The organism is Membranihabitans marinus, assembly GCF_021729155.1.
GTDB classification, from domain to species: Bacteria; Bacteroidota; Bacteroidia; order Chitinophagales; family Saprospiraceae; genus Membranihabitans; species Membranihabitans marinus.
Window position 1 is genome coordinate 240,724 of sequence record NZ_JAJQYA010000002.1, and the last position, 25,436, is coordinate 266,159.

General features: G+C 38.9%; 21 protein-coding genes. 4 read left to right on the top strand and 17 right to left on the bottom strand.

The window, feature by feature from the left end; translation table 11 throughout:
* Positions 1-719: 719 nt before the first annotated feature.
* The 10 genes from LVD51_RS19955 to LVD51_RS02305 form a co-directional block, all read right to left on the bottom strand.
* Positions 720-842 (bottom strand): hypothetical protein, encoded by a 123-nt coding sequence (locus LVD51_RS19955; protein ID WP_262912699.1) that lies wholly within the window; start codon positions 840-842, stop codon positions 720-722.
* A gap of 42 nt (positions 843-884) precedes the next feature.
* Positions 885-2,324 (bottom strand): SusD/RagB family nutrient-binding outer membrane lipoprotein, encoded by a 1,440-nt coding sequence (locus LVD51_RS02265; protein ID WP_236969555.1) that lies wholly within the window; start codon positions 2,322-2,324, stop codon positions 885-887.
* A 10-nt stretch (positions 2,325-2,334) separates the two neighbouring features.
* Positions 2,335-5,553: a SusC/RagA family TonB-linked outer membrane protein gene (locus LVD51_RS02270; protein WP_236969556.1), complete on the bottom strand. Its 3,219-nt coding sequence runs from the start codon at positions 5,551-5,553 to the stop codon at positions 2,335-2,337.
* A gap of 23 nt (positions 5,554-5,576) precedes the next feature.
* Positions 5,577-6,572, bottom strand: a complete 996-nt coding sequence (locus LVD51_RS02275; protein ID WP_236969557.1) for a phosphotransferase — start codon at positions 6,570-6,572, stop codon at positions 5,577-5,579.
* Positions 6,573-6,601: 29 nt separating this feature from the next.
* A complete protein-coding gene (locus LVD51_RS02280; RefSeq protein ID WP_236969558.1) occupies positions 6,602-7,525 on the bottom strand; it encodes a nucleoside hydrolase in 924 nt (307 codons plus the stop codon).
* Positions 7,526-7,560: 35 nt separating this feature from the next.
* Positions 7,561-8,313: an ABC transporter ATP-binding protein gene (locus tag LVD51_RS02285; RefSeq protein WP_236969559.1), complete on the bottom strand. Its 753-nt coding sequence runs from the start codon at positions 8,311-8,313 to the stop codon at positions 7,561-7,563.
* Positions 8,310-9,080: an ABC transporter permease gene (locus LVD51_RS02290; RefSeq protein WP_236969560.1), complete on the bottom strand. Its 771-nt coding sequence runs from the start codon at positions 9,078-9,080 to the stop codon at positions 8,310-8,312. The genes LVD51_RS02285 and LVD51_RS02290 overlap by 4 nt, the downstream gene beginning before the upstream one ends.
* Entirely contained in the window at positions 9,073-9,951 is an 879-nt protein-coding gene (locus tag LVD51_RS02295) for an ABC transporter permease (RefSeq protein WP_236969561.1), read from the bottom strand. The genes LVD51_RS02290 and LVD51_RS02295 overlap by 8 nt, the downstream gene beginning before the upstream one ends.
* On the bottom strand, positions 9,917-11,134 hold the full coding sequence (locus LVD51_RS02300) for an ABC transporter substrate-binding protein (RefSeq protein ID WP_236969562.1): 1,218 nt from the start codon (positions 11,132-11,134) through the stop codon (positions 9,917-9,919). Before LVD51_RS02300 ends, LVD51_RS02295 begins: the two co-directional genes overlap by 35 nt.
* Positions 11,135-11,245: 111 nt before the next feature.
* Complete coding sequence (locus tag LVD51_RS02305; RefSeq protein ID WP_236969563.1) at positions 11,246-11,926, bottom strand: DUF2064 domain-containing protein; 681 nt, start codon at positions 11,924-11,926, stop codon at positions 11,246-11,248.
* Between the two features lie 483 nt (positions 11,927-12,409).
* Here LVD51_RS02305 and LVD51_RS02310 point away from each other — a divergent pair, with 483 nt between their 5' ends.
* From LVD51_RS02310 to map, 3 genes are all read left to right on the top strand, one after another.
* Positions 12,410-13,627, top strand: coding sequence for a glycosyltransferase (locus LVD51_RS02310; RefSeq protein ID WP_236969564.1), 1,218 nt, complete (start codon positions 12,410-12,412; stop codon positions 13,625-13,627).
* Entirely contained in the window at positions 13,581-14,720 is a 1,140-nt protein-coding gene (gene ribB / locus LVD51_RS02315) for a 3,4-dihydroxy-2-butanone-4-phosphate synthase (protein ID WP_236969565.1), read from the top strand. Before LVD51_RS02310 ends, ribB begins: the two co-directional genes overlap by 47 nt.
* 97 nt (positions 14,721-14,817) lie before the next feature.
* Positions 14,818-15,579 carry a type I methionyl aminopeptidase gene (gene map / locus LVD51_RS02320; RefSeq protein ID WP_236969566.1) on the top strand — a complete coding sequence of 254 codons (762 nt, stop codon included), beginning with the start codon at positions 14,818-14,820 and terminating at the stop codon, positions 15,577-15,579.
* Positions 15,580-16,642: 1,063 nt separating this feature from the next.
* Here the strand turns inward: map and LVD51_RS02325 are convergent.
* Genes LVD51_RS02325 through LVD51_RS02340 form a run of 4 tightly spaced genes read right to left on the bottom strand, consistent with a single transcriptional unit; the run spans position 16,643 to position 21,414 of the window.
* On the bottom strand, positions 16,643-17,809 hold the full coding sequence (locus LVD51_RS02325) for an MFS transporter (RefSeq protein WP_236969567.1): 1,167 nt from the start codon (positions 17,807-17,809) through the stop codon (positions 16,643-16,645).
* Between the two features lie 34 nt (positions 17,810-17,843).
* On the bottom strand, positions 17,844-18,905 hold the full coding sequence (locus LVD51_RS02330) for a PorP/SprF family type IX secretion system membrane protein (RefSeq protein WP_236969568.1): 1,062 nt from the start codon (positions 18,903-18,905) through the stop codon (positions 17,844-17,846).
* 34 nt (positions 18,906-18,939) lie between these two features.
* Positions 18,940-20,307, bottom strand: coding sequence for a pyridoxal-phosphate dependent enzyme (locus tag LVD51_RS02335; protein WP_236969569.1), 1,368 nt, complete (start codon positions 20,305-20,307; stop codon positions 18,940-18,942).
* Positions 20,308-20,361: 54 nt separating this feature from the next.
* A complete protein-coding gene (locus LVD51_RS02340) occupies positions 20,362-21,414 on the bottom strand; it encodes a LysM peptidoglycan-binding domain-containing protein (RefSeq protein ID WP_236969570.1) in 1,053 nt (350 codons plus the stop codon).
* Positions 21,415-21,489: 75 nt separating this feature from the next.
* Here LVD51_RS02340 and LVD51_RS02345 point away from each other — a divergent pair, with 75 nt between their 5' ends.
* Positions 21,490-22,842 (top strand): polysaccharide biosynthesis protein, encoded by a 1,353-nt coding sequence (locus LVD51_RS02345; RefSeq protein ID WP_236969571.1) that lies wholly within the window; start codon positions 21,490-21,492, stop codon positions 22,840-22,842.
* Here LVD51_RS02345 and LVD51_RS02350 read toward each other — a convergent pair.
* The 3 genes from LVD51_RS02350 to LVD51_RS02360 are packed head-to-tail and all read right to left on the bottom strand — an operon-like array spanning position 22,826 to position 25,247.
* Entirely contained in the window at positions 22,826-23,449 is a 624-nt protein-coding gene (locus LVD51_RS02350; protein WP_236969573.1) for a rhomboid family intramembrane serine protease, read from the bottom strand. The genes LVD51_RS02345 and LVD51_RS02350 overlap by 17 nt on opposite strands.
* Positions 23,446-23,913, bottom strand: coding sequence for a 23S rRNA (pseudouridine(1915)-N(3))-methyltransferase RlmH (locus LVD51_RS02355; RefSeq protein ID WP_236969574.1), 468 nt, complete (start codon positions 23,911-23,913; stop codon positions 23,446-23,448). Before LVD51_RS02355 ends, LVD51_RS02350 begins: the two co-directional genes overlap by 4 nt.
* On the bottom strand, positions 23,913-25,247 hold the full coding sequence (locus LVD51_RS02360; protein ID WP_236969576.1) for a hypothetical protein: 1,335 nt from the start codon (positions 25,245-25,247) through the stop codon (positions 23,913-23,915). The genes LVD51_RS02355 and LVD51_RS02360 overlap by 1 nt, the downstream gene beginning before the upstream one ends.
* Between the last annotated feature and the right edge of the window lie 189 nt (positions 25,248-25,436).

Sequence of the window (25,436 nt, forward strand, 5' to 3'; positions counted from 1 at the left end):
CCCCTCCTATGGAGGCATGTCAGTTTTCATAAATTCTAGTCAAGTCCACTTTGGCATGACGAGATTACATAAGATTCGCTGACGATTTAAGGGCAATCACGACTCGGCACATTGGAATTTTCCTTACAATTTTCGGTGCAATCACGCCGGAGCGAGATTTCACTGTTGATTTGTGGTGCAATCACGCCGGAGCGAGATTCTCTGTTGGTTTACGGTGCAATCACGCCGGAGGTAGATTTCCTTACAATTTTCGGTGCAATCACGCCGGAGCGCAGTGGAATTTTCCTTACAATTTTCGGTGCAATCACGCCGGAGCGAGATTCTCTGTTGATTTACGGTCCAATCACGCCGGAGCTAGACTTCCTGTTGATACGTGGTGTAATCACGCCGGAGTGAGATTCTCTGTTGATTTACGGTGCAATCACGCCGGAGCATGAACGAATGAAATTGAGGAGTGTTGGTTAATTATTAATGGACAATGGTTAATTGTTAATTGTCATTCACGACAATTCCCCTCCTATGGAGGCATGTCAGTTTTCATAAATTCTAGTCAAGTCCACTTTGGCATGACGAGATTACATAAGATTCGCTGACGATTTAAGGGCAATCACGACTCGGCACATTGGAATTTTCCTTACAATTTTCGGTACAATCACGCCGGAGCGAGATTCTCTGTTGGTTTACGGTGCAATCACGCCGGAGCTAGATTTCCTTACAATTTACGGTGCAATCACGCCGGAGGTAGATTTGCTTTCAATTTTCGGTGCAATCACGCCGGAGGTAGATTTGCTTTCAATTTTCGGTGCAATCACGCCGGAGCGCAGTGGCTCCGGTTCCCTCATCAAAGGTCGATTTACGACCTTTGGTTGCCCTAAAAGGCAACTTCATTCGGTCATCCACCAGACTTTTGTGTTGATGTTGTCAGGGCCCATACGCTGAATCGCAGCTTGATAATTCGCCTGATTGACGGCTTGCTCAGATTCAGGATATAAATATCTCGCTGGATACCGACCTCCATTGAGATTGTCAGGACCAGGTTTTAAATGCGGAATCCCAGTTCGACGTACATTAAACCATGCTTCGTGACCATTGCTGATTAAACTCAACCATTTCTGTGTCAGTATTTTGTCTAAATGTTGCTCTCCATTTAATGCTATATTCTCCCTCGTAAAATAATCTTCTGGGATATCTGCTCCTAAATATTCAAAATGTGCCGTAATCCCATTTACATAATACTCCTCTACATCCCCATCGATTAATCCACGTTCCACCGCTTCGGCTAAGGCAAATTGAAGCTCTGAATACAACATTATTTGACCGTCTACACCATCGGCTACATCCCTGTATATAGATCCAAATAACGATATGTCGTTTAAATCAATTTGATTGGCCGCTATAGTCTCTCTGTTTTGACCATTGAGTAATCCCTTGTATTGGGGATTCTTCGCACTGATGCTGGCCGCCGTTGGTTTGTATAAAATAGCCATTCGCGGATCATCCCATGAATGTAAAATCGAATCCACCGTTCGTGTCATCCGATGCTCTTGATATATACCCAGTCCAGCTTGGGACAACGGAAACTGATTCGGAGCCGCTCCGAGATAGGGAACAACGGCATTGTCCCCATTGCCACGCATAAGTGGAGCCGAATTAGCTAGATCCTCCAAAACACTGAAGTCGTCTATTTTATTGGAAATACGCAAGTAATATCTGACCTGCAATGCATTGGCCAATCGAATCCATTGATCTAAATCATTGCCATACATCACATCACCTTGTATACGCGCCGTAGTTGAAGATAGGGTGCTGGCCGCCCGATTTAAAATAGCCAATAACCCATTTTCATCATCTAAATATATATCTTCCTGCCTGTCGTATTGGGGTGTGGTGATACCTACACCTACCTTCAAGGCCTCAGTATAAGGTACATCACCCCATAAATCGGTAAGCTGTGAATAAATATAAGACTTTAAAATATCCCCAACCGCTTCATAGGCCTCATTGCTGGCTTCTACCGTCTGCATGGATTCAATATCGGCCAATAAGTGGTAAAGTAAATTCCAATAAGTGGCATTACTTCCCAATTCGTATCGATCGATGCGCTCAAACTCTACACTTGCTGAAAATTGGGCTAAATAACTCGCTAACCTAAATCCTTGATTATAGGTGTTTTCATCCGCTAATACTGATATTACATTGGATAATAAAAACTGTGGATCGATGGACTCCGACGCATTGGGATTTTGATTGATGCTTTCAAAATCACGACTGCAAGAAATTCCAATTCCAAAAAATATAATGAGAAATACAATATGGTTTTTCATGGTATTAACTTTAAAATTCACTCTTTAAACTAATTCCAAAACTTCGAGTAGAAGGATAAGACATGTCCTCTACACCATAGGTGAAATTGCGCTCTTGTACAGCATTGAGCTCAGGATCAAAATGTGGATTTTCTGTCCATAGCCATAAATTACTGCCCAAAAATCCCAATTTTAAACTTTGGAATCCAATGGCGGCACAGATCTCTTCAGAAAAGCTATAATAAATTCCTATTTGCCGTAATTTTATATAACTGGCATCATAGAGAGCCGAAGCTTCATTGCCTCGATCATAGTAATTATTGTAATATGTACTCGCCGGAACTACAGTAGTGTTTTCAACGTATTGGGGATTTTCATCACTGCCTATATTCACTACGCCATCGCCAATAATACCATTTTCACGCCCCACTAGGGTTTCCGCCAAAACACCAGCGGTACTGCCTAGGGCCTTGGTTCGCGATACGATAGTCCCTCCCTGACGCCAATCGAATAATAGATTAAATGAAAAATTCTTATAAATCACTTCATTGCCCAGTCCCAAAGCGAAATCGGGATTGTAATTGCCCAATAACCGCAGTTGACCATCCTGAACCGGCAAACCATTACTACCGTATAGCGTGCGGCCATCGACTTCTACAAATCCTGTACCGTACATGTCGCCAACACGTCCTCCTTCCTTGGCTATATAGAATACCTCGTTGGATCCGCCATCACCTCCGAAGATCTTGGCAGATCCAGTGACAAATTGATCGACTCCATTGGGCAATTCAGAAACCACACTCTCATATGTGGAAAAATTGATATAGGCATTCCATTGAATATCATTGTTGCGTATCAAGCCACCACCAATTCGAGCTTCAAGTCCTTTGGTCACAACAATACCCCCATTTTCAATAATATTGCCAAATCCCGTCGATTGGGAAATGGGACGACCGATGATTTGATTGATACTGGTATTTTCATAAATGGAAATTTCGGTTTGAATCCGATTGCCAAACATCCACAATTCCATCCCTGCTTCCAAGGCGTTGAGTCGCTCTGGTTTTAACTCTGCATTCTTGAGGATGGTCTCATTGGTTACTCTAAAATTTGATCCGTAATTTTGATTAAATAAAAAAGTATTGTTCAGTTGATAGGGATCGGTATCATTTCCTGCACTTGACATATTTACCCTTAATTTGAGGAAAGAAATATCCTCAGGAAGTTCAAAGGTATTGGATACTATAAAACTCAATCCCATCGAATAATAGGCAAAGGAATTGTCATCTATAGGTAAGGTACTGCTCCAATCGTTGCGCAATGACATGTCCAAATACAATGAGGATAAATAACTCAAATTGATTAAACCGTAAAGACTATTGATTCTTTTGGTGAAATATTGACTATTTCCAACCAAGGGATTTCTCGAGTTGGCCAGTGAGTAAATACCGGGGATGGAAAGTTGCGAAGCTTCGGCAAATTGATAATCGATTTTTTGGTCAAATCTATTGCCCCCAGCGGAAATCGAATAATTGATTTTATCTGCTATATTATTGGCATAGGTAAGGAGTAGGTCGGCATTGGTCTCTCGGTATTGTATCTGATCTTCTCGATAACTGCCGAATGGATTTCGGTTTGTACTGACTGCCCTTTGGAAATATCTATTGTCATGATAAATATCCAATCCATATCTAGTTCTCAAACTCAAATGTTCGGTAATGTCATAGTTGAGACTACCATTGCCCAATACTCTATTTTTATTGAAACTATTGGTGTTTTCAAATAACGTAAGGTAGGGATTGGTGAGCCATAGATAATTGATGTCATAATGTTCTAGTCCTTCATATCCGGCTTGCCAGTAATTTGCCATTGAGGCGATATTGGTCTGCCTCCCCGTCCAATTGAATCCGTAAATTACATTTTCATAACCATAGCCCAGATTCGGTCTGTTGTTGCTTCTACTATTGACAAAACTGACATAACTGTCAAATTGAAGTTTGAGATGTAACTGTTGGTGAATACCTATAGATATACCATCTCTTTTGAGGTCGGTATTAGGCAAAATCCCATTGTTGCGCAAGTTGTGGTAGGCGGCTCTAATTGATCCATTATCACCTTGAGATTGAAAAGAAATATGATTTTGATTGGTGACTCCGGTTTCAAAAAAATCTCTAATATTATCTGGTCTCGATATCCATGGTGTCGGTGTCACAGGAGTATAACTACCGTCGGCTAGTTGTCGAGAGAGAATATCGCCTGCCCGTACTACTTGGCCATTGATATCGGTCGATGGGCTGTCGAATTGGGGAATCATCAAACCAGCATCCAACTTGGGACCAAAACTCGATAATCCCCCATCGCTGATACCGGCTCCACTTCCATTGACAAAGGCGTATTGGCCGCCAGAACCTCCACCGTATTCATTTTGATAATCGGGCAAGGTCAATAGGGTTTCAAAGGTCAGTGAACTGGATAGGGTTATACCCATACCTTTTTTCTCACCTCCTCGTTTAGTATTAATAACAACCACACCGTTGGCTGCTCTGGATCCATAAAGGGCAGCAGATCCCGCTCCTTTTAACACCGAGATGGATTCGATATCTTCTGGACTGATTTCCGCAGCCCCATTGCCAAAGTCAACTTCTTGTAGGGCGCCGTCATTGCTCAAGTCGCTGGTGATTAGTTGGTTGCTGATGGGGATGCCATCGACTACAAAGAGGGCTTGGTTGTCACCACTCAGTGAATTTTCACCCCGAATAATGATGCGTGACGAAGATCCTACTCCAGATGAGCCATTGGTTACCTGTAGTCCTGCTACCTGTCCTGCCAAACTATTGACCATATTGGTCATGGGCACTTGGGTAAATGCTTCTGCGCCCAGTTTTTCAACCGATGAGGAGAGGGCTTGTCTTTCCCGCTTGATGCCAATGGCAGTCACTACAATTTCGTCAATTTGGCCGTAAGCTGTTTCCATCATTAAGCGGTCGGGAAACAATCCATTTTCGATAGTGAGTAGGACCTTGTTGTACCCTACATAGGAGACAATGATTTGAAAATCTTGTAAATCTGTAGTCAAGGTAAATTGTCCTACATCATCGGTGATGGCGTAGATAGATTGATCGACGATCTGGACCGAAGCCCCAATCAAGGGCTGGCCTTGATTGTCGACTACGGTAGATCGATAGTTAATAGTTTGTGAAAACAATGTACCTGCTGTCAATGTGAGCAAGAATAATATATACGTTTTCATAAAAACTGATTTTAAAGTTATCGTCATTTTAAATTGATGTATTGATAAGCTTGTTTCAACAACTGGGTTTTGCGGTTGAGATCAAGATTTAGGGGTAATTGAGCCAAACCCAATAGCCGTCTCATAACCTCTACTCCAGCACAAGCCAGACAGAGATCGACGTCGAGGGGAGCTTCGGTTTGATAGAGCTTAATTGCTGCATCGATGGTCGCTTGGTTTTGATCGGCCATCATTAAGTGGGCCAATAATACCCCAACTTCGAATTCGGGAAATCCAAAAAAACAAAACTCAGGATCTATTATGTAAATACCACTATTGGTCTTTAGCCAGCTACCGGGAAAATAGTCTCCATGGAGTAGCGTGTCGCCATCGGCCAAATACCGCTGACCCAATTCTTCAATTTTGCTTTTAAGAGCGGTATCGGTTTTGTAATTCATCGCTACTTCCGCCAAACCAGGAGTGATGTTGTCCAAATCCAATCCATTGTCCATAATAAATGGATAATGAAAAATATGCTCGTGATTTAGTTTCCTCATTTCTCTATTGTGGATAACAAGTGGAGAATGATCAACCTTAAATTGTTGATGAAGCCTGGCAATAAATGATACAATGGCTGTGAGATCTATTTTGTCGATTTTAGTCCCAGCCTTGTACAAGTGAGTAAAATCACTGGCAGCACCTAGATCTTCCAATAATAGAACATTGTTTTCAACGTCGGATTCTAGGATGCTTGGTGTTTGGGAGCTGAGTACTTCATCGGTTTGAACGAGTTGGTAAAAAGTCGCTTCTGATTGAATTCGATCTTCTGGAGCTGGAACTTGGGGATATTTTTCAACATAAGGTCGGCTCTGTTTAATGATAAATGTTCGGATAGAAGTGACTACGCGAGCGGTGAAATTCATATTTCCTTCGCCGGGTACTTCTACCACATCTACGGTTTCACCATCTTGTAACCAAGATTGTGATTGTAAGTAATTTTGAATTTCAGAATTGTTGATGGTTAAGTGAGTGTAAATCATTTGATTCTGTTTTTTGGGTTTGAAAAAATTTATAATAATGTTTGCATTAAGTTTCTATGATATTCTGGTACGACATCGTAGCAATATTTTACCCCATATCCAGGTTGATGATCACAGAGTAAATAATTTTTAAAGCTTTCTTTATCATTATCTACGATGGTATCGTCTATATGGATTTCGAGTCTGGCGTTTAAATTTTCCGAAATAATATCTTCTGGAGCAATGATGTAATGGCTGGCTAATACATCGAAAGGATTGAATCCTTCAGCTCCCTGATCGATCCACTGTGCCAACCAATTTCTAGAGTGCTTTTCCAAATATTGACAGCCCGCATCTCCAGTCTTCAATAAATCCAAATCTCGAGCGGTAATCCAAACCTTATTCGATATTTCAAATGGACAAAGGGTAATGGAAACTCCCGCTTGAAACATGATTTGAAATGCCTGATTGTCGAGATCAAAGTTGAGGTCTCGAGCTCTATTTCCGCGATTGCCTATGCTGAAATAGTCGGTAGGTGATCTTCTGCCGGCTACCAAAACTACTTCTTGTATTTGATCCTTGAGCTCGGGATATTGAAGTAATAAGACTCCTATATTGGTCGCTGGACCAATGGCCATTATTGTCATTGGGCCTCGTTTAAGCTCTTCAGCTAGGGCGTCGACAGCCTCATTGTGTTCTATTTTTGCCAAGTCTATAGCTTGGCCATATCCTTTGAATACCGGGATGGAATAAGTGGCAAATTTTTCACTCATTTCCACAGATAAAGCATAGGCGTTGTCTATAAGAGTATTGCCAAATACGGCACTAATGCCAGCAATATGGACGCTAGAAGAACGCATCAATTGCCACACCGCATATCCATCGTCGACATCGCAATAGCCACTGCGATGATGCCTTTTCATGCCGACGGATAAATCGGTGTCGATCCAGATTTTCTTTTTATTTGTAGTCATAGATTTGTATTTTATTATTTTGCTCTTACCGTTATTTATGATGAAATAAAATTGGATGAAAGATCGCTTGCTATCCCATTCCAGAATTCGACTTCTGCTAGCACTCCTGTCGATTTGTCCTTCATAAAGTCAGATTTTTCCTTGTACACCTTGAGGTATCCAGCATCCATATAGGCTATTTCATCTCCCATTAATAAGGCTTCTTTGAGGTCGTGGGTCACAAATAGCGAGGTAATGTGAAATTGCTGGGCCAAAGATTTAAACAATGACTGCATGTTTTGCCTAGTCATGCTATCCAAACTCCCAAAAGGTTCGTCTAACAGTAGGAGGGAAGGATTGGTGATGATGGCTCGACCAAAAGATACGCGTTGGCGTTGCCCGCCTGATAACTGTTGCGGCATTTTGTGCTTATGGCCGGACAACTCTAAACTGTTGATCATAGATTCCACTTGGTCTTGAATTTCATCTTTGGATTTCTTCTGTATCCGAAGGCCGAAAGCGATGTTTTCAAAGACGGTGAGATGTGGAAACAGCAAGTCTTCTTGATATAGATATACGATATTCCTCTTTGCTGCTGGTTGTTCGGTAATGGTTTTATTGTTTAGACGAATAGTTCCAGAATCTGGTTTGATTAGACCTGCGATAATCTTTAGCATTGTCGTTTTGCCACAACCGGATTTACCCAAAATGCTTAAAGTTCGATTGTTCTCTAAGGTGAGTTGAAGATTCTTGACGATGGAATCGCTGCCAAATGCTTTGTTTATATTTTCAATGTGTAAGAAACTCATATCAATTTGTTGAATACATATTTTTTATTGAAATAGATTAACAGGGCTGGTGGTAGAATAAGTAGACAACAGCTCATGGCACCGTAGTAAAAATTGGCTTCTTTAATAAATAGAAACACCTTTATGGTCAATGTTTCCACCTTGCCTACACCGATAATGGAAGTTAAACCATATTCAAACCATGAGATTAAAAAGGTTTGAAAAAAGCAAATCATCATTAGTGGACCGGCCATGGGGATTAATACTTTGGTATAAGTCGTCCAAGGATTGCCGCCCAGAGTAGCCACAAGGTTTTCGTATTCACGGGTTTGCTCTCCCCAATAACTGCTGAAAAATATTAGGGCGTAGGGAAAAGCTATAATAAATTGAGACAGAATGACTCCTGCAGTATTTCCAAATAAGCCTACTTTAATGAAGTAAAAACTCAAGCAGGCTCCAAAGACCACTGGTGCTAATACATAGGGAAAGTAGGTGATCAATGTCCACAGTCGTTTTTTGGGATGATAATTGACATATCGACTAATAAAAAAACCAGTAAGGGTAGCGGAAGTGGCTACCGAAAGAGAAATCACTAGAGAGAGGACAAAACTAGACAGCAATCCAGTTTCACCGCTGATGACTCGAGACCAGTTTCTGAGACCAAAATATTGAGGCCAAAGTTCTGGAAATCGCCAATCTGCAGAAAATGACAATATCAATAGATATATAAAGGGGAAAGCAATCAAAGCGATATAGATTCCCAAAGCTATATTTTTTACTTTAACCATCTATTCGTATTGATTTTCGTCTTAAAAAAAGAAAAAGAGTCATGATGGTTACCAGTACGGTATAAATTACGGCTACTACATAACCTTCTGATATTTTGGTTAAATCAAATTGTTTGAGTTCCCTGACTATGAGGACGGATAACATTTGAGGGGATTCTTGACCTAGAATTAGCGGAATTTCATAAGCTCCTAAGAGAAATATATAATACAAGGCTATCAATGGCCAGGTTTTATGCAGTAGCAATGGGATAGTGATACGACGTATGATTTGATTCGGACGACTTCCCAGTGAAGCGGCTAAAGATTCTAATTCTGCAATGCGTTCCGTTTTAAAAACCCCGATGAACAAGAGTAGAAAAAAGGGCATCACTACGCTGACAAAGGTAAGTATGATGCCGAAGCCAAAATCGTCGTTGATGAGGTCGGGAAATTCTTGGATATCTTTAATCCACCCTATTTGGTAGAACCATCTTGAAAAGTAACCTGATTTACTCAATATCTGAACGGCAAAAAAGGCAGATACAACACCGGGCAATGCCAGCGGTAAGTAGAGTAAAAATGATATCGTCTTATGTTGAATCTTTTTGTGAAACAGCAGGGTCAACCATAGGGCAATACCCACGGAAAATACCATGGCTATCAATGCCATAAAGGCACTAAATCCAAAAGATTTAATAAATTCTCCCGATTCTAGGATTTCTTGCCAGTGCTCTATGGTGAATCCGCTATTGGCCACACCTACCAGTCCCAAACTATACAATAGGGCATAGATAAAGGATAGCGCAAAGGGGATGATGCCCAAAACTGCGAAAAACAATAAGCCTATATTTTGATATTTAGTTCTCAATGATATATTTTCTAAAGTCTTCATACAATCTAATCATATACCTAGGGTCGGGTTCTTGGATAGCATATTCTTTCATATCATTCATCGAAATACCGTATTCACGTCGGGTTATATTTTGAAATTTGGTTTTCCACTCATCTGGCAGTTGGTCGATATCCAATACGGTATTGGCATCCATGCCTTTGGGATCGGCTTTTTGTAATTGTGCTTCTGGCGACAACATATAATTTATAGCCACCAATGCCGCTTCTTTATTGGGAGCATTGTAGGCTATACCGAGATAATTGGTGTTTTTAATAGTTCCGTTGGCCCAAGGATATGCTCTAGTAGTGTTGGGAAAAAGTCCCTGATGGATTTTATCATCGATAGCACCTTCGCCAAATCCAAAACCCAAATAGATTTCTCCATTGGCAAACATTTGGTCCATCTTGGTTTGCTCTTTGGGAAAAGTACTGCCTGCTTTCCATAAGTATGGTCGTATTTCTTCAATAAAGTCCCATAACTTTCCCGACCATTCTAGGTAATTATCTTCATTAAAAGGACCGTTTAGACCTTGGGAAGATCCACTTATTTCAGCTAAAAAAGACTTCAATAAAGTCATTCCAGAGAAATCATTGGATATGGTGAATGTTCCCGGATATTCTTGAACATAGGTTTTCAATTCGTCGAGGTTGGTGGGCGGATTGCTTATTTTGGCTGAATCGTATACCATAGCAAATTGGCTGATGGTCCAAGGACATTCCATATAATTGACTGGTTGTTGGAAGTCTATGCTGATAAATGGATCTTCGAAGTCTACATATTGTGCATTGGGAAGACTTTCGACAAATGGGCCCCATAGTCCTTGTATTTGTCGAAGTTGAAAGAAGGTTTCACCGTTAATCCATACCATGTCTACCTGTCCAGACTCCACATTGGCTTGTTTTTCGCCCATCATCAATTGCACAATCTCTGGCCCTTGACCTCCAATGACATTTAATTCAATATCGTAGTTGGCTTTCAATCGCGGTTTGACAAATTCCAAGATGTAATGATTGATCTCTGGAGAACCTTGCCACATCATAAAGTGGAGATCGGAACCTTTGGCTTGTTCCACTATAGCCGACCATTCGGTGTTGGATAGATCTAAACTTGGTTTTTCCTGTGATGACTGACAAGCAGACCAAAGGCTGAAAACCAGTAATATATACCAGATATTTTTCTTCATATGTTTTAAAATGCTATCGTTGGCCTACCGAAAATAATTATCGACGGAATGCCCAAATCACAAAGTGAGTATATATAAAATGCTGGTAGAAGAAGTTTGATTTCTAAAACATCAAACTAGTGAGTTCTGTGGTGGTGCTCTGAGAGAATTGTCCTTTAACCAATAGAATAAGGTCGGAGGAAAGGATTGAATGAATAGAGGGCAGTGTGTAACGGCTAATAATCTTAATAGATTGATTTTGAGCCTAACACTGATGGTTGAGCCATGGGTGATTGTCCATAGATCTTGACCATTGTTGATATCTCTTAGTCTTGGAAGTTCAAAGTATTGTTGAGTATTTTCGTGTATATACTCATTGAGGGCTGTATACAATTGATTGGTCTGCCAAGGTAGGATCTGAAAATCTATATAGTTAAAAGCGGTTTTAGTTAAACCGATTAAATAAGCACCGTCTCTCAAAGAAGGTCCAAGGACAGATCGACCTGCACTGATGTTTTGAATGATATTTTCCCAGTCAAGACGATTCAATTCTAAGCAATCGTTACCCACGGTAATAATGGCTTCATAGCCTTGATCGAATATTTTTTGATGGGCATTGGCCAATCGTTCACCAAAATTTTGACCGATTTGCTGTCTTTCATCATAGTGATGAATGGAAAGACCTGTTTGTTTCAGTATTGATTTGTTGTAGGTATTAAACAGGCGTGCTATAGAAAGATTACTTTTCCTAGAGCCCTTTTTTAACCATGTCTTCCGTTGAATTTCACATTCAGCAGATAAGCTAAAAAACAAAATCGCTATGTTTTCTCGACAAATCATTAAATCAAAGGTAGAATAAAAAATATTAATTTAACACGGTTTGTTTTTATTAAAACTTTTTTGTGTTTGTTGTTATTTTTATTTTAAATACGAATGTCTTGGGTGATTAAGTATTGAAGTGGATACTTGTTGTGCAATATTTTAGCTAAATAATTAACATATAACGGTATTTGTACTTAAGAAATGATCGAATCTGTCCTAAAGAAAGATTAGGTCTTGAAGTAGATAATAGATCTTTATTGGTTGTTTTACATAGTTAATATAGGGGATAATTTATGGCACTAGAGAGTTGATATAATCACAAGGCACTAGTTATATTTTGGTCTTCTGAATTAATCTAAATGTGTTTAAAGAAGTTATGGTATTTATCCTTGATATGACTTAAATTGGGAACTGAACATTAAACTAGAGAATAATGGTAGCTAATATCGTGTGAATTGATATTTTTGTGCCATCATGAATCAGCGACCTCGATTGGCCATATTAGCATCTAGATTTCCTTATCCGTTGGAAAAGGGGGATAAGTTGCGCCTATATTATCAAATCAAGTATTTGTCGGAGAGTTATGAGATCTTTTTATTTTCTCTATCCGATCATGAGGTTGGGGAAGATCATTATCGGGAAATTAAAAAATACTGTACTTATATTCAGGTATATACCGAATCCAATTTTCAGCGAAAGATCCGGGTGGTCAAGGGATTTTTTAATAAATTACCTGGCCAAGTAAATTATTTTTTATCTGGAAAGACAAGGGAACAATTGCTATCTGATTTGATTATGCAAAATCCAGACGTCATTTTTTGTCAACTTTATAGAATGGTTCCATATCTGGATAAAGTGAATGCTCCCAAGGTATTGGATATTATGGACTCATTTAGCACGATAGCTGACCTACAATCGCAGAATGCCCGCCATTGGCTAGAACGATGGTTTTGGAAAACTGAAACCAAGTTGTTAAAGGAATTTGAAGCCAAAATTCAGGATAAGTTTAGTCAATTTACCATTATTTCAGAGCGTGATGCGGGGAAAATTGGACATATTTCTTCAGATAAACTGGAAATAATACGGAACGGAATAGCGGTATCTTATTTTAATAATTATGATTCTTCAGTCAATAGAGATACCTTTGACATGGCCTTTATTGGAAATATTGAATATAGACCCAATCAAGAGGCTGTACATTTTATTCAAGAAAAGCTCTGGCCTTATTTTAAAGAAAATAACATTGAGTTAAAAATATTAATAGGAGGGAAGGGGGCCGAAAAGTGGAAGGAGAAAAATACCAATCCCAACATTATATTTCACGGTTGGTATGAAGATATAAGGGAGGCTTATTATTCGGCCAAAGTATTTATTGCTCCCTTGTTTTTGGGTAGTGGAATGCAGAATAAGGTGTTGGAGGCATTGGCTTGTTCTCGAGATGTAATATGCAGCAGTCATGTCATAGATGCCATGCCAATGTTGAGAAATTATGTAAGGACGGCGGATACAAAAGAAGAGTATTTAAAACAATATATAAATTTACAAGAAACTGCGTTACCTAATTCCGAACAAAAGTTACACTTAGACGTTCTAAAAAAGGAACTTTCATGGGAAATACAATGTGGAAAATTAAAACTAATAATTGATGATGCAAGAAAAAACCATCAATGGAATTTCGATAGATACCATTGAATCAGCCATAGAGGATATAAGAGCGGGCAAGGTGGTGATAGTGGTAGACGATGAAGATCGTGAAAATGAGGGAGATTTTATTTGTGCGGCGGAGAAAATAACGCCGGAGATTATAAATTTTATGGCCACCTATGGTCGAGGATTGATTTGTGCGCCCATCACCGAACAGCGAGCTCAAGAGCTAAATCTATATCCCATGGTGGGCAACAATACCGCCATGCATGAAACCGCCTTTACCATATCGGTGGATTTAATTGGTCACGGATGCAGTACCGGAATTTCTGCCTATGATAGGGCAACTGGTATTCGTAAATTGGTAGATAAATCTACTGCGCCGGAAGAATTTGCTAAACCAGGTCATATATTTCCATTAAAAGCCAAAAACGGTGGAGTATTGCGCAGAACAGGACATACCGAAGCAGCTATTGATTTGGCTCGGTTGGCCGGGTTTAATCCAGCCGGTGTATTGGTTGAGATATTAAACGAAGATGGTACCATGGCTCGGTTGCCCGAATTGTCCAAGATCGCGGAGAAACACGATCTCAAATTGATTACCATAAAAGATCTTGTATCTTATCGCTTGCTGAAGGAGAAATTGGTCGTGAAAAAATACGGACAAACCATCGATTCTCCGTTTGGAGCATTGAATTTTTCAGTTTACAATCAGTTGACTACCAACGACGAGCATTTGGTAATATCTAAGGGGAATTGGTCAACAGAAGAAGATGTATTGGTCAGAGTACAATCTCATTCGGATTGGAAAGATGGAATTTTTGATCAAATATTTCAAGATAATCCATTAGAAATCCAACGGGCATTGAGTCAAATCAGTGAAGAAGGCAAAGGTTTGTTGTTGATCATGAGGCATAAAGAAAAAGATAAGGATCCCGTTTCCTTAATACATCAATTTGCCGGTGACGATAAAGTAGAGGCCAAGGAAATGCAGAATCAACGAGATTTTGGTATTGGGGCGCAAATCTTGTTGGACATGGGAGTTCGAAAAATGAAATTATTGACTGAACATCCGCGAAAAAGAATTGCCTTGGATGGATACGGATTGGAAATAACGGAATTTATCCCATTGGCCCAGTAGGGATTGTTGAATCTTTTGGGTTGAGCTTTGATGAAGATCTGATGTTTTGATCTATAGTCCGTCCAGTATTGTCTATTTTTTTTATAAATGAATAATTATGTCTATCACTACAGAAGTTGAATTATTGGGAATGAAGGCCATAAGTGAAGTCGTTGGTATGACTCTTAAGCGGATGCGGGATTATGCAGAAGTGGGGATGTCTACCAAGGAGTTGGACGAATATGGAGGTCAATTATTAAAGGAGTATGGAGCTAAATCTGCACCTTATGAGACCTATCGTTTTCCGGGCTATACCTGTATCAGTATCAAAAACGAGATAGCTCATGGTATACCGTCTTCCAACAAAATATTGCAATCTGGTGATTTGATCAATATCGATGTTTCTGCCGAGTTGGATGGTTTCTGGTCAGATAACGGGAGTTCGTTTGTTTTGGGAGAAGACATACATGGTCACAATTCCCTAGTAGAGGCATCTAAAGAGATCTTATTAATGGCCATAGACGAGGTCAAAGCTGGAGTGAGAATAGCACAGGTGGGGAGTATCATCGAAGGGGAAGCCAAGAAAAGAGGATTTCGAGTGATTAGGAATCTTTCCGGTCATGGCGTAGGGCGGAGTTTACATGAGGCGCCGGACAGTATCTTAAATTATAAGGATAGATGGAATAAAGAGAAATTTGGTTTTTATTCTGTAGTGGCAGTAGAGACCTTTATTTCCACTCATTCTTCTCTAGCGATTGAGCAAGAGGATGGTTGGACCTTGGTAGGAAATCGCGGTGGCTATGTGGCACAACACGAACACACTATTCTGATCACCGATGACAAACCTATAGTATTGACGGCGGCCAATGGAATTTGTTAATTTCTGGAGTATTACTTCTTTGAATTGATTTAGAATCGCGCTATCAATGTAGGCTTAGGGTGGACTGGTTAATACCCACTACTATCTTTATGTTCTTTGTGACCACACTGTGGTGAACAGCCTTGGCCATGGATGTAAATACAATTTAAGTATTACGGTAAAATCTAGTTAATATTTGTCAACTTTCATATAGTGTTGTCACGACACTGAGGTTGAACGAGTGAAGTGCACGACTGAATAAAGTTGCTCTTTGAGCAACTACATTCGTTCACAGCCGGAGGGCATTTGCTAAAATCCAATCGAATTACGGGGCAATCATGCCTTAACGTAGAGACGCAATGCCTTGCGTCTCCCAAAACCACCTAATTGAGACGCAAGGTCAACCCATTCTCAATATAATGGAATTTTCCATATGATTTATTGGGCAGTCACGCAAATTGTAGAGGCGCAAAATCTTGCGTCTCCCAAAACCACCTAATTGAGACGCAAGGTCAACCCATTCTCAATATAATGGAATTTTCCATATGATTTATTGGGCAGTCACGCAAATTGTAGAGGCGCAAAATCTTGCGTCTCCCGAAACCACCTAATTGAGACGCAAGGTCAACCCATTCTCAATATAAAGGAATTTTCCATAGGATTTATTGGGCAGTCACGCAAATTGTAGAGGCGCAAAATCTTGCGTCTCCCGAAACAATCTAATTGAGTCGCAATGTCTACCCATCCTCGGCACAGTGGCCTACCCACCCGAAACACGGAGGTTTCGGTTCTTTCATCATTGACCGATTTACGGTCAATGGCTCTCCGAGCTTCATTCAGTCATCCTCGCCATTGATCCATTTAGGATCAATGATGCTTCGCATTTCGCTCGGTCACACCCGAAACACGGTGGTTTCGGTTCCTTCACCCAATCGACATTTATTCGATTGGATACTTCGTATTTCGTTCAGTCATCTTCGCCAAATGCCGATTTACGGCATTTGGTTGTCCGAAGGACAACTTTGCTCAGTCACATTAACCATTAACCATTAACAATTAACCATTAACCATTGCAAAGTGATCTTTAAATGGCTTCCAGTTGGCTAGATCGAACACTGAAATAGAAATAGGCTATGCTGAAGACCAGAAAACCTACAATAATGAAATTCCAGTTTTGGACAAGGTCAAACACCCATCCTACAATAAAAGGTCCTACTGCGGCCAATAAATAACCAAAAGACTGTGTCATGGCCGATAGGCGAATCGTGGTTTCTGGCTTTTTAGTCTTGGTATTGATTAAAAAATAGGCAAAACTAATACTGCCTCCCATGGCCCATCCCATAATGGTTAGACCGAAGTAAATAATATATTTTTCATTGAAAAACATCGATGTAAATGCTATGAGGTATCCAAAGGACATCGCCCATACGATGGTGGGTAAATACTTCTTGTTTTTGGCCCAAACCGGGACTAAAAACACGGCGGGTAAAGATATAATCTGTAAGTAGAATATGGCCCATCCACTTTCGCTAATCGAGAAGCCCTTGGTCTGTAGTATTTCCGGGCCCCATGCGGCAAATGAATAGAATAACAATGACTGCAGTCCCATGAAAATAGTAATGTGCCATGCTTTATTCGATTTCCAAATAGAATAATCTGTAGGCATAGCCTCTGGTCTTTTTGAGATGCCCCTAGTCCAAATATATATCCAAAAAACTATGGCTATTATTGTAAAATAACTCCAAAATGCCATAGAACCCCTCCAGCCCATACCATATTCCAATGCTAATGGAGCAGAAAAACCTGATCCCAATGCCGCAAATACACTCATAAATAAGGTATAGGCACCGGTGACCTCAGCATAATTATTCTTAAAATGTTTTTTGATAAAGGGGATTAAAGCCACATTACAAATGGCTATTCCACTACCCATGGCAAAAGTGCAAATAAGAAGAAGCGTCCAGCCAGATAATGTTCTTCCATAAGTCCCTAAGGCGATGAGAATAATACCCAAAATAATGACTTTCTCTAATCCCAGTTTTCGATACAACTGTGTAACCAAAATAGATACCGTCGCAAAGGCAATGAGTGGCAGAGTAGTCAAAAAACCCATTTGGGTATAGCTGAGATGTAAATCCTCATTGATTAAGCTTAGGATGGGCCCAACGCAGGTTATGCCTGCCCTGAGATTGATGGCCACAATTATGATGGCTATCACATAAATTATAGAAGACTTTTTATCAATGGTCATAAATTCAACTTGAGCGTGAATTTATAATATATTTTTAAAAAATTGGACATCCTGCCCCAGAACCATTCTGTAAAAATCCAAAATATGTTAAGGATAATTCGAAATTCCCAACATTTTGTGACCAATTATATCTATTAACCACACCGACATCATAGCTTAATCCAAGGTTGAAATTGTTCAATTCGTAGCCTACCAACAAACTTAGGGTATGAGGTGTAAAACTGGAATTAATGGTCTTGCCACTATGTAAGAATAGTCCTAAATGCATGGCTTGTTCTTGATAGCCCTTCAATTTTAATCGAGCTGTTCCTCCTAGAGAAGTAAGTGAATTGGGGCCTTGAACCTTGGTAATGATTCGAGGTGTCAACGATAGATCACTTGATAAAGCCCAAGAATAATAAGTATAGAAAATGTACTTTGCATAGAGGTTGTTCTCGGTTTCGTCAAAGGTAGCAATATCGTTTCCGTGAAAAGCTATATTGGGTGCGTTGACGTGAAACATTGCCAATCCTATTGCAAACAGTTGGTAGTCACTGATGCTGTTTTGATAGGAGAGGCCCAGTGAAACATCGGTAGTGTTAAATGAATTTTGAGGTAAATTCTCCGATGTAGATAGATTGAATCCAGTACCGTCAAATTGGTCAAAAAAAGTAACGTTTTCATAACCTAGAGCATGCTGTAAAAACCCGAGTTGAAAGCCTACCGACAAAAATTGATCTCCTCTAGGATCCAACGCTTTGTGATAGGCGAGGTTTAGATGAAATGCATTTTTCTTGAAATCGAGGATACCCTGAGTCTCACTCACAAAGCCCAATCCCATACCAAATGCATCTTTACTCGCCACCTTAAGGGGAAGTTTCGATCGAAAATCGAAGTAACCTCCCACCATATTAAAAGGCTGCTCAGTTGCTTTTATCCACTGATTCCTATTGAGTAAACTGAGTTTATATTGTCCATTGTGCAATCCCGTCATGGCGGGATTGAGGGTAGAAGTATGGGCAAAAGACTGCGTATAGCTGAAATCTTGCCCCTTACTTGATACCGAATATAAACAGATTAAAAAAAATAAAATATAACTTAAGTTGATTCTAATCATAGATTCTATTTATCGTCTTAGAATTCAACGTAAATCAATCATTTAAATTTTTCACCAAATCATAAGTTGTTACAATATGATAGCTTCCACTGCGATCTTGGGTCATAACTGCAGGATTTTTGCGGGTCAAATATTTAACCACATCGGACACATCTTTGTCGTAATCGATGGTTGGAAAAGGAGGTTGCATTACTTTCTCCACAGTCTGTTCCAGCTTGCTTTGATCTCCCATCACAAACATCAATATATCGTTTTCATGGATAGATCCTACTGGCTTACCATCTTCGAAGACTGGCATTTGCGAAATCCCAGTTTCTGTAATCTTATTGAGGACATTTTTCAATTTGTCGTTAGGAGCTACAGAGATCAGATCTTTTTGAATCTTGGTTTCTATAACGTGACGCAATTTCTTGCCGCGTTGCAAAAATCCTCTCTCCATCATCCAATCGTCATTGTATATTTTATTGATATACCGACTACCGTGATCGTGGAGGATGGCTACTACTACGTCGCCTTCTGCAAGTGATCCTTTGAGTTGTTCTATTCCCTGGATGGCCGAGCCAGCAGAATAACCTGTAAGGATTCCTTCCTCTCTCGCCATTTTTCTTGCCATTATGGCTGCATCCTTATCAGATACTTTCTCGAAAAGGTCGATAAGGTCAAAGTCCACATTTTCAGGTAATATATCTTCTCCCACACCTTCCAATAAGTAGGGATAAATTTCATTTTTATCGAAAATTCCAGTTTCCAAATATTTTTTAAATACCGATCCATAGGAATCAATACCCCAAACTTTAATATTCGGATTTTTTTCTTTTAAATATTTAGCTGTACCAGAAATGGTACCTCCTGTACCTACAGGTACTACAAAATGGGTGATTTTTCCGTCGGTTTGTTCCCATATCTCAGGACCAGTAGATAGATAGTGAGCCTCTCTATTACTGAGGTTGTCATATTGGTTACACCAGTATGAATTGGGGATTTCTTTGCTTAATTTTTCAGCAACAGAGTAATAAGATCGAGGATCTTTGGGCTCTACATCTGTAGGGCATACCACTACTTCCGCACCCAATGCTCTCAAGAGATCCAATTTTTCTTTGGATTGCTTATCAGTAGTTGTGAATATACATTTATACCCTTTTACGATAGAGGCCAAGGCTATTCCCATACCGGTATTACCAGAAGTACATTCGATGATGGTACCGCCTTCTACTATTTTACCAGCCTTCTCTGCATCCTCAATCATTTTAATCCCAATCCGATCTTTAATAGAATGACCTGGATTGAAATATTCTACTTTAACATAGATATCTGCGGGACAGTCTTTGAATACCTTATTCAGTCGCACTAATGGAGTGTCTCCAATAGTCTCTAAAATGTTTTGAAATACTTTTTTGCCCATATTACTTTGTTGTTGGATTTTAATCTGGGCGCTAAAATAGAAAATTAATTTTTCTTAATTCTTACTGTATCTAATTTTGGTGTAAAACTTTTTGTCTAATGCACCCAAAGCATTGGCAATTTCGGTGGTTACCACAAGTTCAATTTCAGGTGAATAGATGTTGTCTGGAATGTTCCCCACTACCTTGGCGACTACCGATGCATGGGTTACAGGATTATAAATTTCTACCATCGAATCGAGGGGCAAAGTTTTGTGAAGAATAAATTTTCCTTTTTTCGAACTTTTATTTTTATTCCAATACGCTGTAGCCCCTTCGATAACCATATTCGCATGGTCATCTTCATTGGAACTTGCATCCTCGGTATGGTGATTTATATTGTTGTCCCAGACGATATCCATATTGGATGTAGATGCTGTTTCGCCGTCTTCTTCGGCAGGAAGAATGGCTTCTGTGTTATTGCTATGGGAAGAAACTGTGGTTTCTACATCGGTACTATTGGTATATACTTTCTGTGGTTTCGGACTGTAGCTAATTTCTTCGCTGGGCTCATCTTCTTCATCAGTCAATATAGCGGTTTCTTCAGGAGTTACTTGATTGACTACAGCGATGTGTTCCGGCTGTAAATATGTATTTAGGTAATCAGAATAAGGAATCCAACCAATGAGAAGGTGTTCTCCAGGAGTAATGTGATTCCTGTCCATTCGATTAATTATTTTTAGCTGATTGATACTGGTGTCAAAATATATTCTCGCTATTCTAAATAAATTATCTTGGGGTAAAATTTTGTATTTTAGGGCAACCATATTTTGACCCTGACATTTTTCAGATAAGTAACAGATGTCTTTTTTAAAAATAGGAACAAAAATATCTTGTCCTATTTTTAGATTTTCTGGTTCTAATTCCTCATTTTGCTTCATTAAATCATCGACAGAGATTTGGTAGGTCTTAGAGACTCCATATAGGGTTTGACCAGCTGCCAAAGTATGTATGATATAAGGTTGATGGTATTCATTTACCTTTATTTCTAATCCATCGACTTGGCCATATGAAAGAACTGAAATAGTGAGTAATAATGCGGTTAGAATATTTTTTGTATGGCAAATCATAGTAAATGCTATTTGTACAAATATAATATATTAATATTAATTATAATTTATTTTTAATTGAAAATTAACTATTGATTGAAAAAAATAGACCTATTATATCGTCAATATATCGCCAGATTGAAAGGAGCAGCAACTGCTATTCAATTTGTAAATCTTATGCGGTATAGTGGGTATTTTTTGGTTTCCATTTTATTGGTCAAATCCTCCATAGATATATCAACGATAGGATCTTATGAATATGTATGGTATTTGGCTTCTATTTTAACCAGCGTATGGTTAAATGGTATAGTTCAATCTTTTGTCGTACATAGCAGAGGGGGAGAGGTGGAAATGATCAATCATTATTTTCAGCGTTTTTCAATGCTGTTAATCCTCAGTATGATTTTGCTTTTTTTCTGCTTTTATCAATGGGGATCTACATGGTTGGCTTATCTCCAATTTGAATCTATGCCTTCAGGTTTTTTTCATTATTTGTTCTTCCATTTTGTTTTAAGTGGTAGCTATATGTTGGTTTATAAATACATGTTACTGAATAAGGTCATAGCCATGTATGTATTTGGAGTGTTTTACGTAAGTCTCTATATTTTCGCTTTTACTACATTGTTTTGGACTGATTATAGATTGGAAGATGTTTTTGTCTTACTGGCTTATGTCGCTTTGCCCTTTCTTTTGTATTGGGTAATTGAGAGTAAAATTTGGAAGATTGATAAAAAATTTAAACTCAATTGGAAGGGATTGTCTGCGTTGGTGCTGATTCAATGGATAGGCTATTTAAGTATTTGGTCAGATGGATGGTGGGTTCAGTATTACTACGGTATCGGAGAGTGGTTTACCTACTTTCGATATGGTGGTCGGGAATTTCCTCTGTTTATCATACTCACATCATCATTTGCTACCTTTGCTATTGGATTGGCTTCCAATAACAAAGATTTGACCAGTGAATTATCGAGAATAAAGGAAGGAAGTAGACGGTTTATAAGAGGATTTTGGCCAGCTGTAATTTTGTTACTTTTTTCCAGTACTTATTTATTCCAATGGGTATACAGCCCTGCATTTCAATCCTCTGCTGTTATCTTTGATTTATACCTCTGGATTGTGGTAGTGCGAGTGGTCTTTGTTCGATCTATTTATATGGGGCAAGAATGGAATAGGCCATTGGTTTGGATATCGCTGATGGAATTGATTATCAACTTTATCGCCAGTTATTTTTTTCATAGGATTTGGGGAATCACAGGGTTGATATTGGCCACACTGATAGCCCATGGCATAGAGCTACTGGTATCTATTGTCTACTTGCAGTATATCAAACAGATTCACTGGCGTCAATACATCCCCGGTAGAGAATTTATTGTTTTCGCCTTGGGAATTACCGTGTTGTTAGTGGTCAAATATTCCTTTTTCCAATCTTTTCTTATGGCAGCCCATTGATCAATTGATTGAAAAAGGACGGCAGTACGGCTGGGTACATTAAAATGGTAATAACCAATCCTGCAATGGCTCCAAATAGGTGGGCATTGTGATCGATTCTCCCGCCTTCTTTCTTGGCCGCATAACGAGAATACCAAATGTATCCAATACCAGCTACTATTCCTGGAATGGGTATAATTCCATAGAGGTAGAGTAGATTCCAAGGATAGAATAATACATAGGCAAACATAATCCCAGAGATTGACCCCGAAGCACCAACCGATCTAAAATGTACATCGTCTTTATACTTTTTCAAGGTGGGTATATCGGCTAAAATTCCAGAAAGTAGAAATAGGATTAAAAAGTAAATCCTGCCTTGAGTTAGGCCAAATATTTGAATAAATTGATATTCTATCGCCTCGCCGAAAGAATATAGGACAAAAAGATTGACCAGTAAATGCAACCACGATCCATGTAGAAAAATGGACGTAAACAATCGGTAATAGGATTGATCTCTATTTTCTTTAAAGGGGAAGTGCATAAAACCATTGAAAATTTTACGGTCATTCCAAGCCCAAACTGAAATTATAAAAATAAGGACACATAAGGTTTTGGTAATGGTAATCATTGATGGTGGTATGGAGTGTTATTTAAAATGGTGTATGCTCTATAAATTTGTTCTGCTAATATGTATTTGGCTAAGTCATGAGGAAAGGTTAGGGCAGAAAGGCTAATCTTGTCATTGGCTCTTTGGTATACAGATTCATCGAATCCGAATGGACCGCCTATTAAGAATATTAAATGTTGAGTGCTGGCCAACATCTGATCTTGAATAAAGGATGAGAAGGCCATGGAATTCATTTTTTTCCCTCCTTCATCTAACAATACAAGATGGGCTTGGGCTGGTACCTTAGCCAATATTTTCTCGGCTTCTATTTTTTTGACCAATCCTGGTTGGTTGGATTTTTGCTTGATTATTATATCCACCATTTCCAATGCTTGATATCTAGATGTCCGTTTTTGGTAATCTCGTATTCCCTGTTCTAAATAAGATGATTTGATTTTGCCTATAGCCCACAATCCCAATTTCATTAGGCGATTTCTTTCATTAATTTTTGAAAATGTCTTCGATGGCCGAAATTATTCTTAATGTTTGTAAAAAGGAAATCTTGGAGGTAGGAAAAGTTGTTTTTTATTAAAACATGGGTCACTTGGTCCAACCATTCAACGGCTGGTCGTCCAAAATGTTGAGAAAGATGGTTATTGGTCAAATCCCATATTTTGTTTTTAATAAAAGTCTTTTCATTTTCTTTCAAGGCAATGGCATGATCGATAAAAACAAATATGTTGTCCTCTTTGGCCAGATGCTGCTTTAAAAGATCTAATTCTTCGAGTTCTTCCAACAGTTGATATAGGATTTGAGGGCGAATATTGGATTGTTTTTTAAAGTATTTTACGGCTTTCCCTATACAGTATTTTGGTTTTCTCTTAAATATGGCCAATGAGGTTAATGTTTCTATTTGTCCAGTTCTATAATACTCAGCAATGGCTAGGTTTAGCAGTTGATCGGATTGATCCGCTTGAGAACTAATGAGATGAAAGATTTGCTTTTGGATACTACTGGGTAGGCTGGGCTTATAATTGCTTTCTAGTGCCGATAATATTTCGCTGGGAAAAAATTTAGCCTTATTGTATTGATCCATAACGGTATATACCTCCTTTTTGTCTGGATATTCTTCTAGTAATTGAACTAAGGATGTCCAATCTTTGAGTTGACATATGATATGACAAAGACTCTCCAAAAGTATTTTTCGATCTTCGAATCCTTTCTTAAGTCCTTCAGTCATGGCAGGTAGTAAGGTCTTGCCATGTTTTACTGAATTGATTTGAAATAAAAGGTAATAAGGGTTGTGCACATAATGTGAAATATGACATTCATCTTCATGAATAATAGATAGAAGGTGTTTCTCAATTTTATCTTTTAAGGCTTGGGCTGGAGATTCACTGTGTACCAAATACATGATTCGATATATCTCAGCTAAATATTCCTTAATCTTCGGTTGATCTGGCATGGAAGGCCACACTTTCTCTATCAGTTTATTGCTCTGGGAGAGAATGATAAATGATTGACTAAAATTTTTGGAGTACAGACAATCTCTAGCTTGTTCTATTAGATTGAATTGATAATCCAACAACTTAAGTTCGGCTTTGAGATTAATTTTCTTACTATATCTGGGCAATATTTTTTCCATTCTATGGATAATGGCAGTAAATTGATCTTCTTCAAGGTCAAAACTGCCAGCAAAATGTATGAGAAACTCGGTTTCTAATGCTTTATTCTTTTTGAAATGAGCCTTCAAAAAATAATCGATGTCTTCCTTACTGCATTTAGCCAATAAGGACTGGATATCCAGTCGCTTTTTCATGGGTTTTTGTAATTTTTAGTAAGAATAAATGGTGCAAGATCTATCCTTATAGAATCTAGTATATGTCACTATATGGTATATTGCTTTTTACTCGTTGTATTACTAACGCAAATTTTATGTAGACAGTGCCATATTCTACCTTATAAATCGTTAATAATCAAATAGAATCAGCTAAATTACGGAATCGGA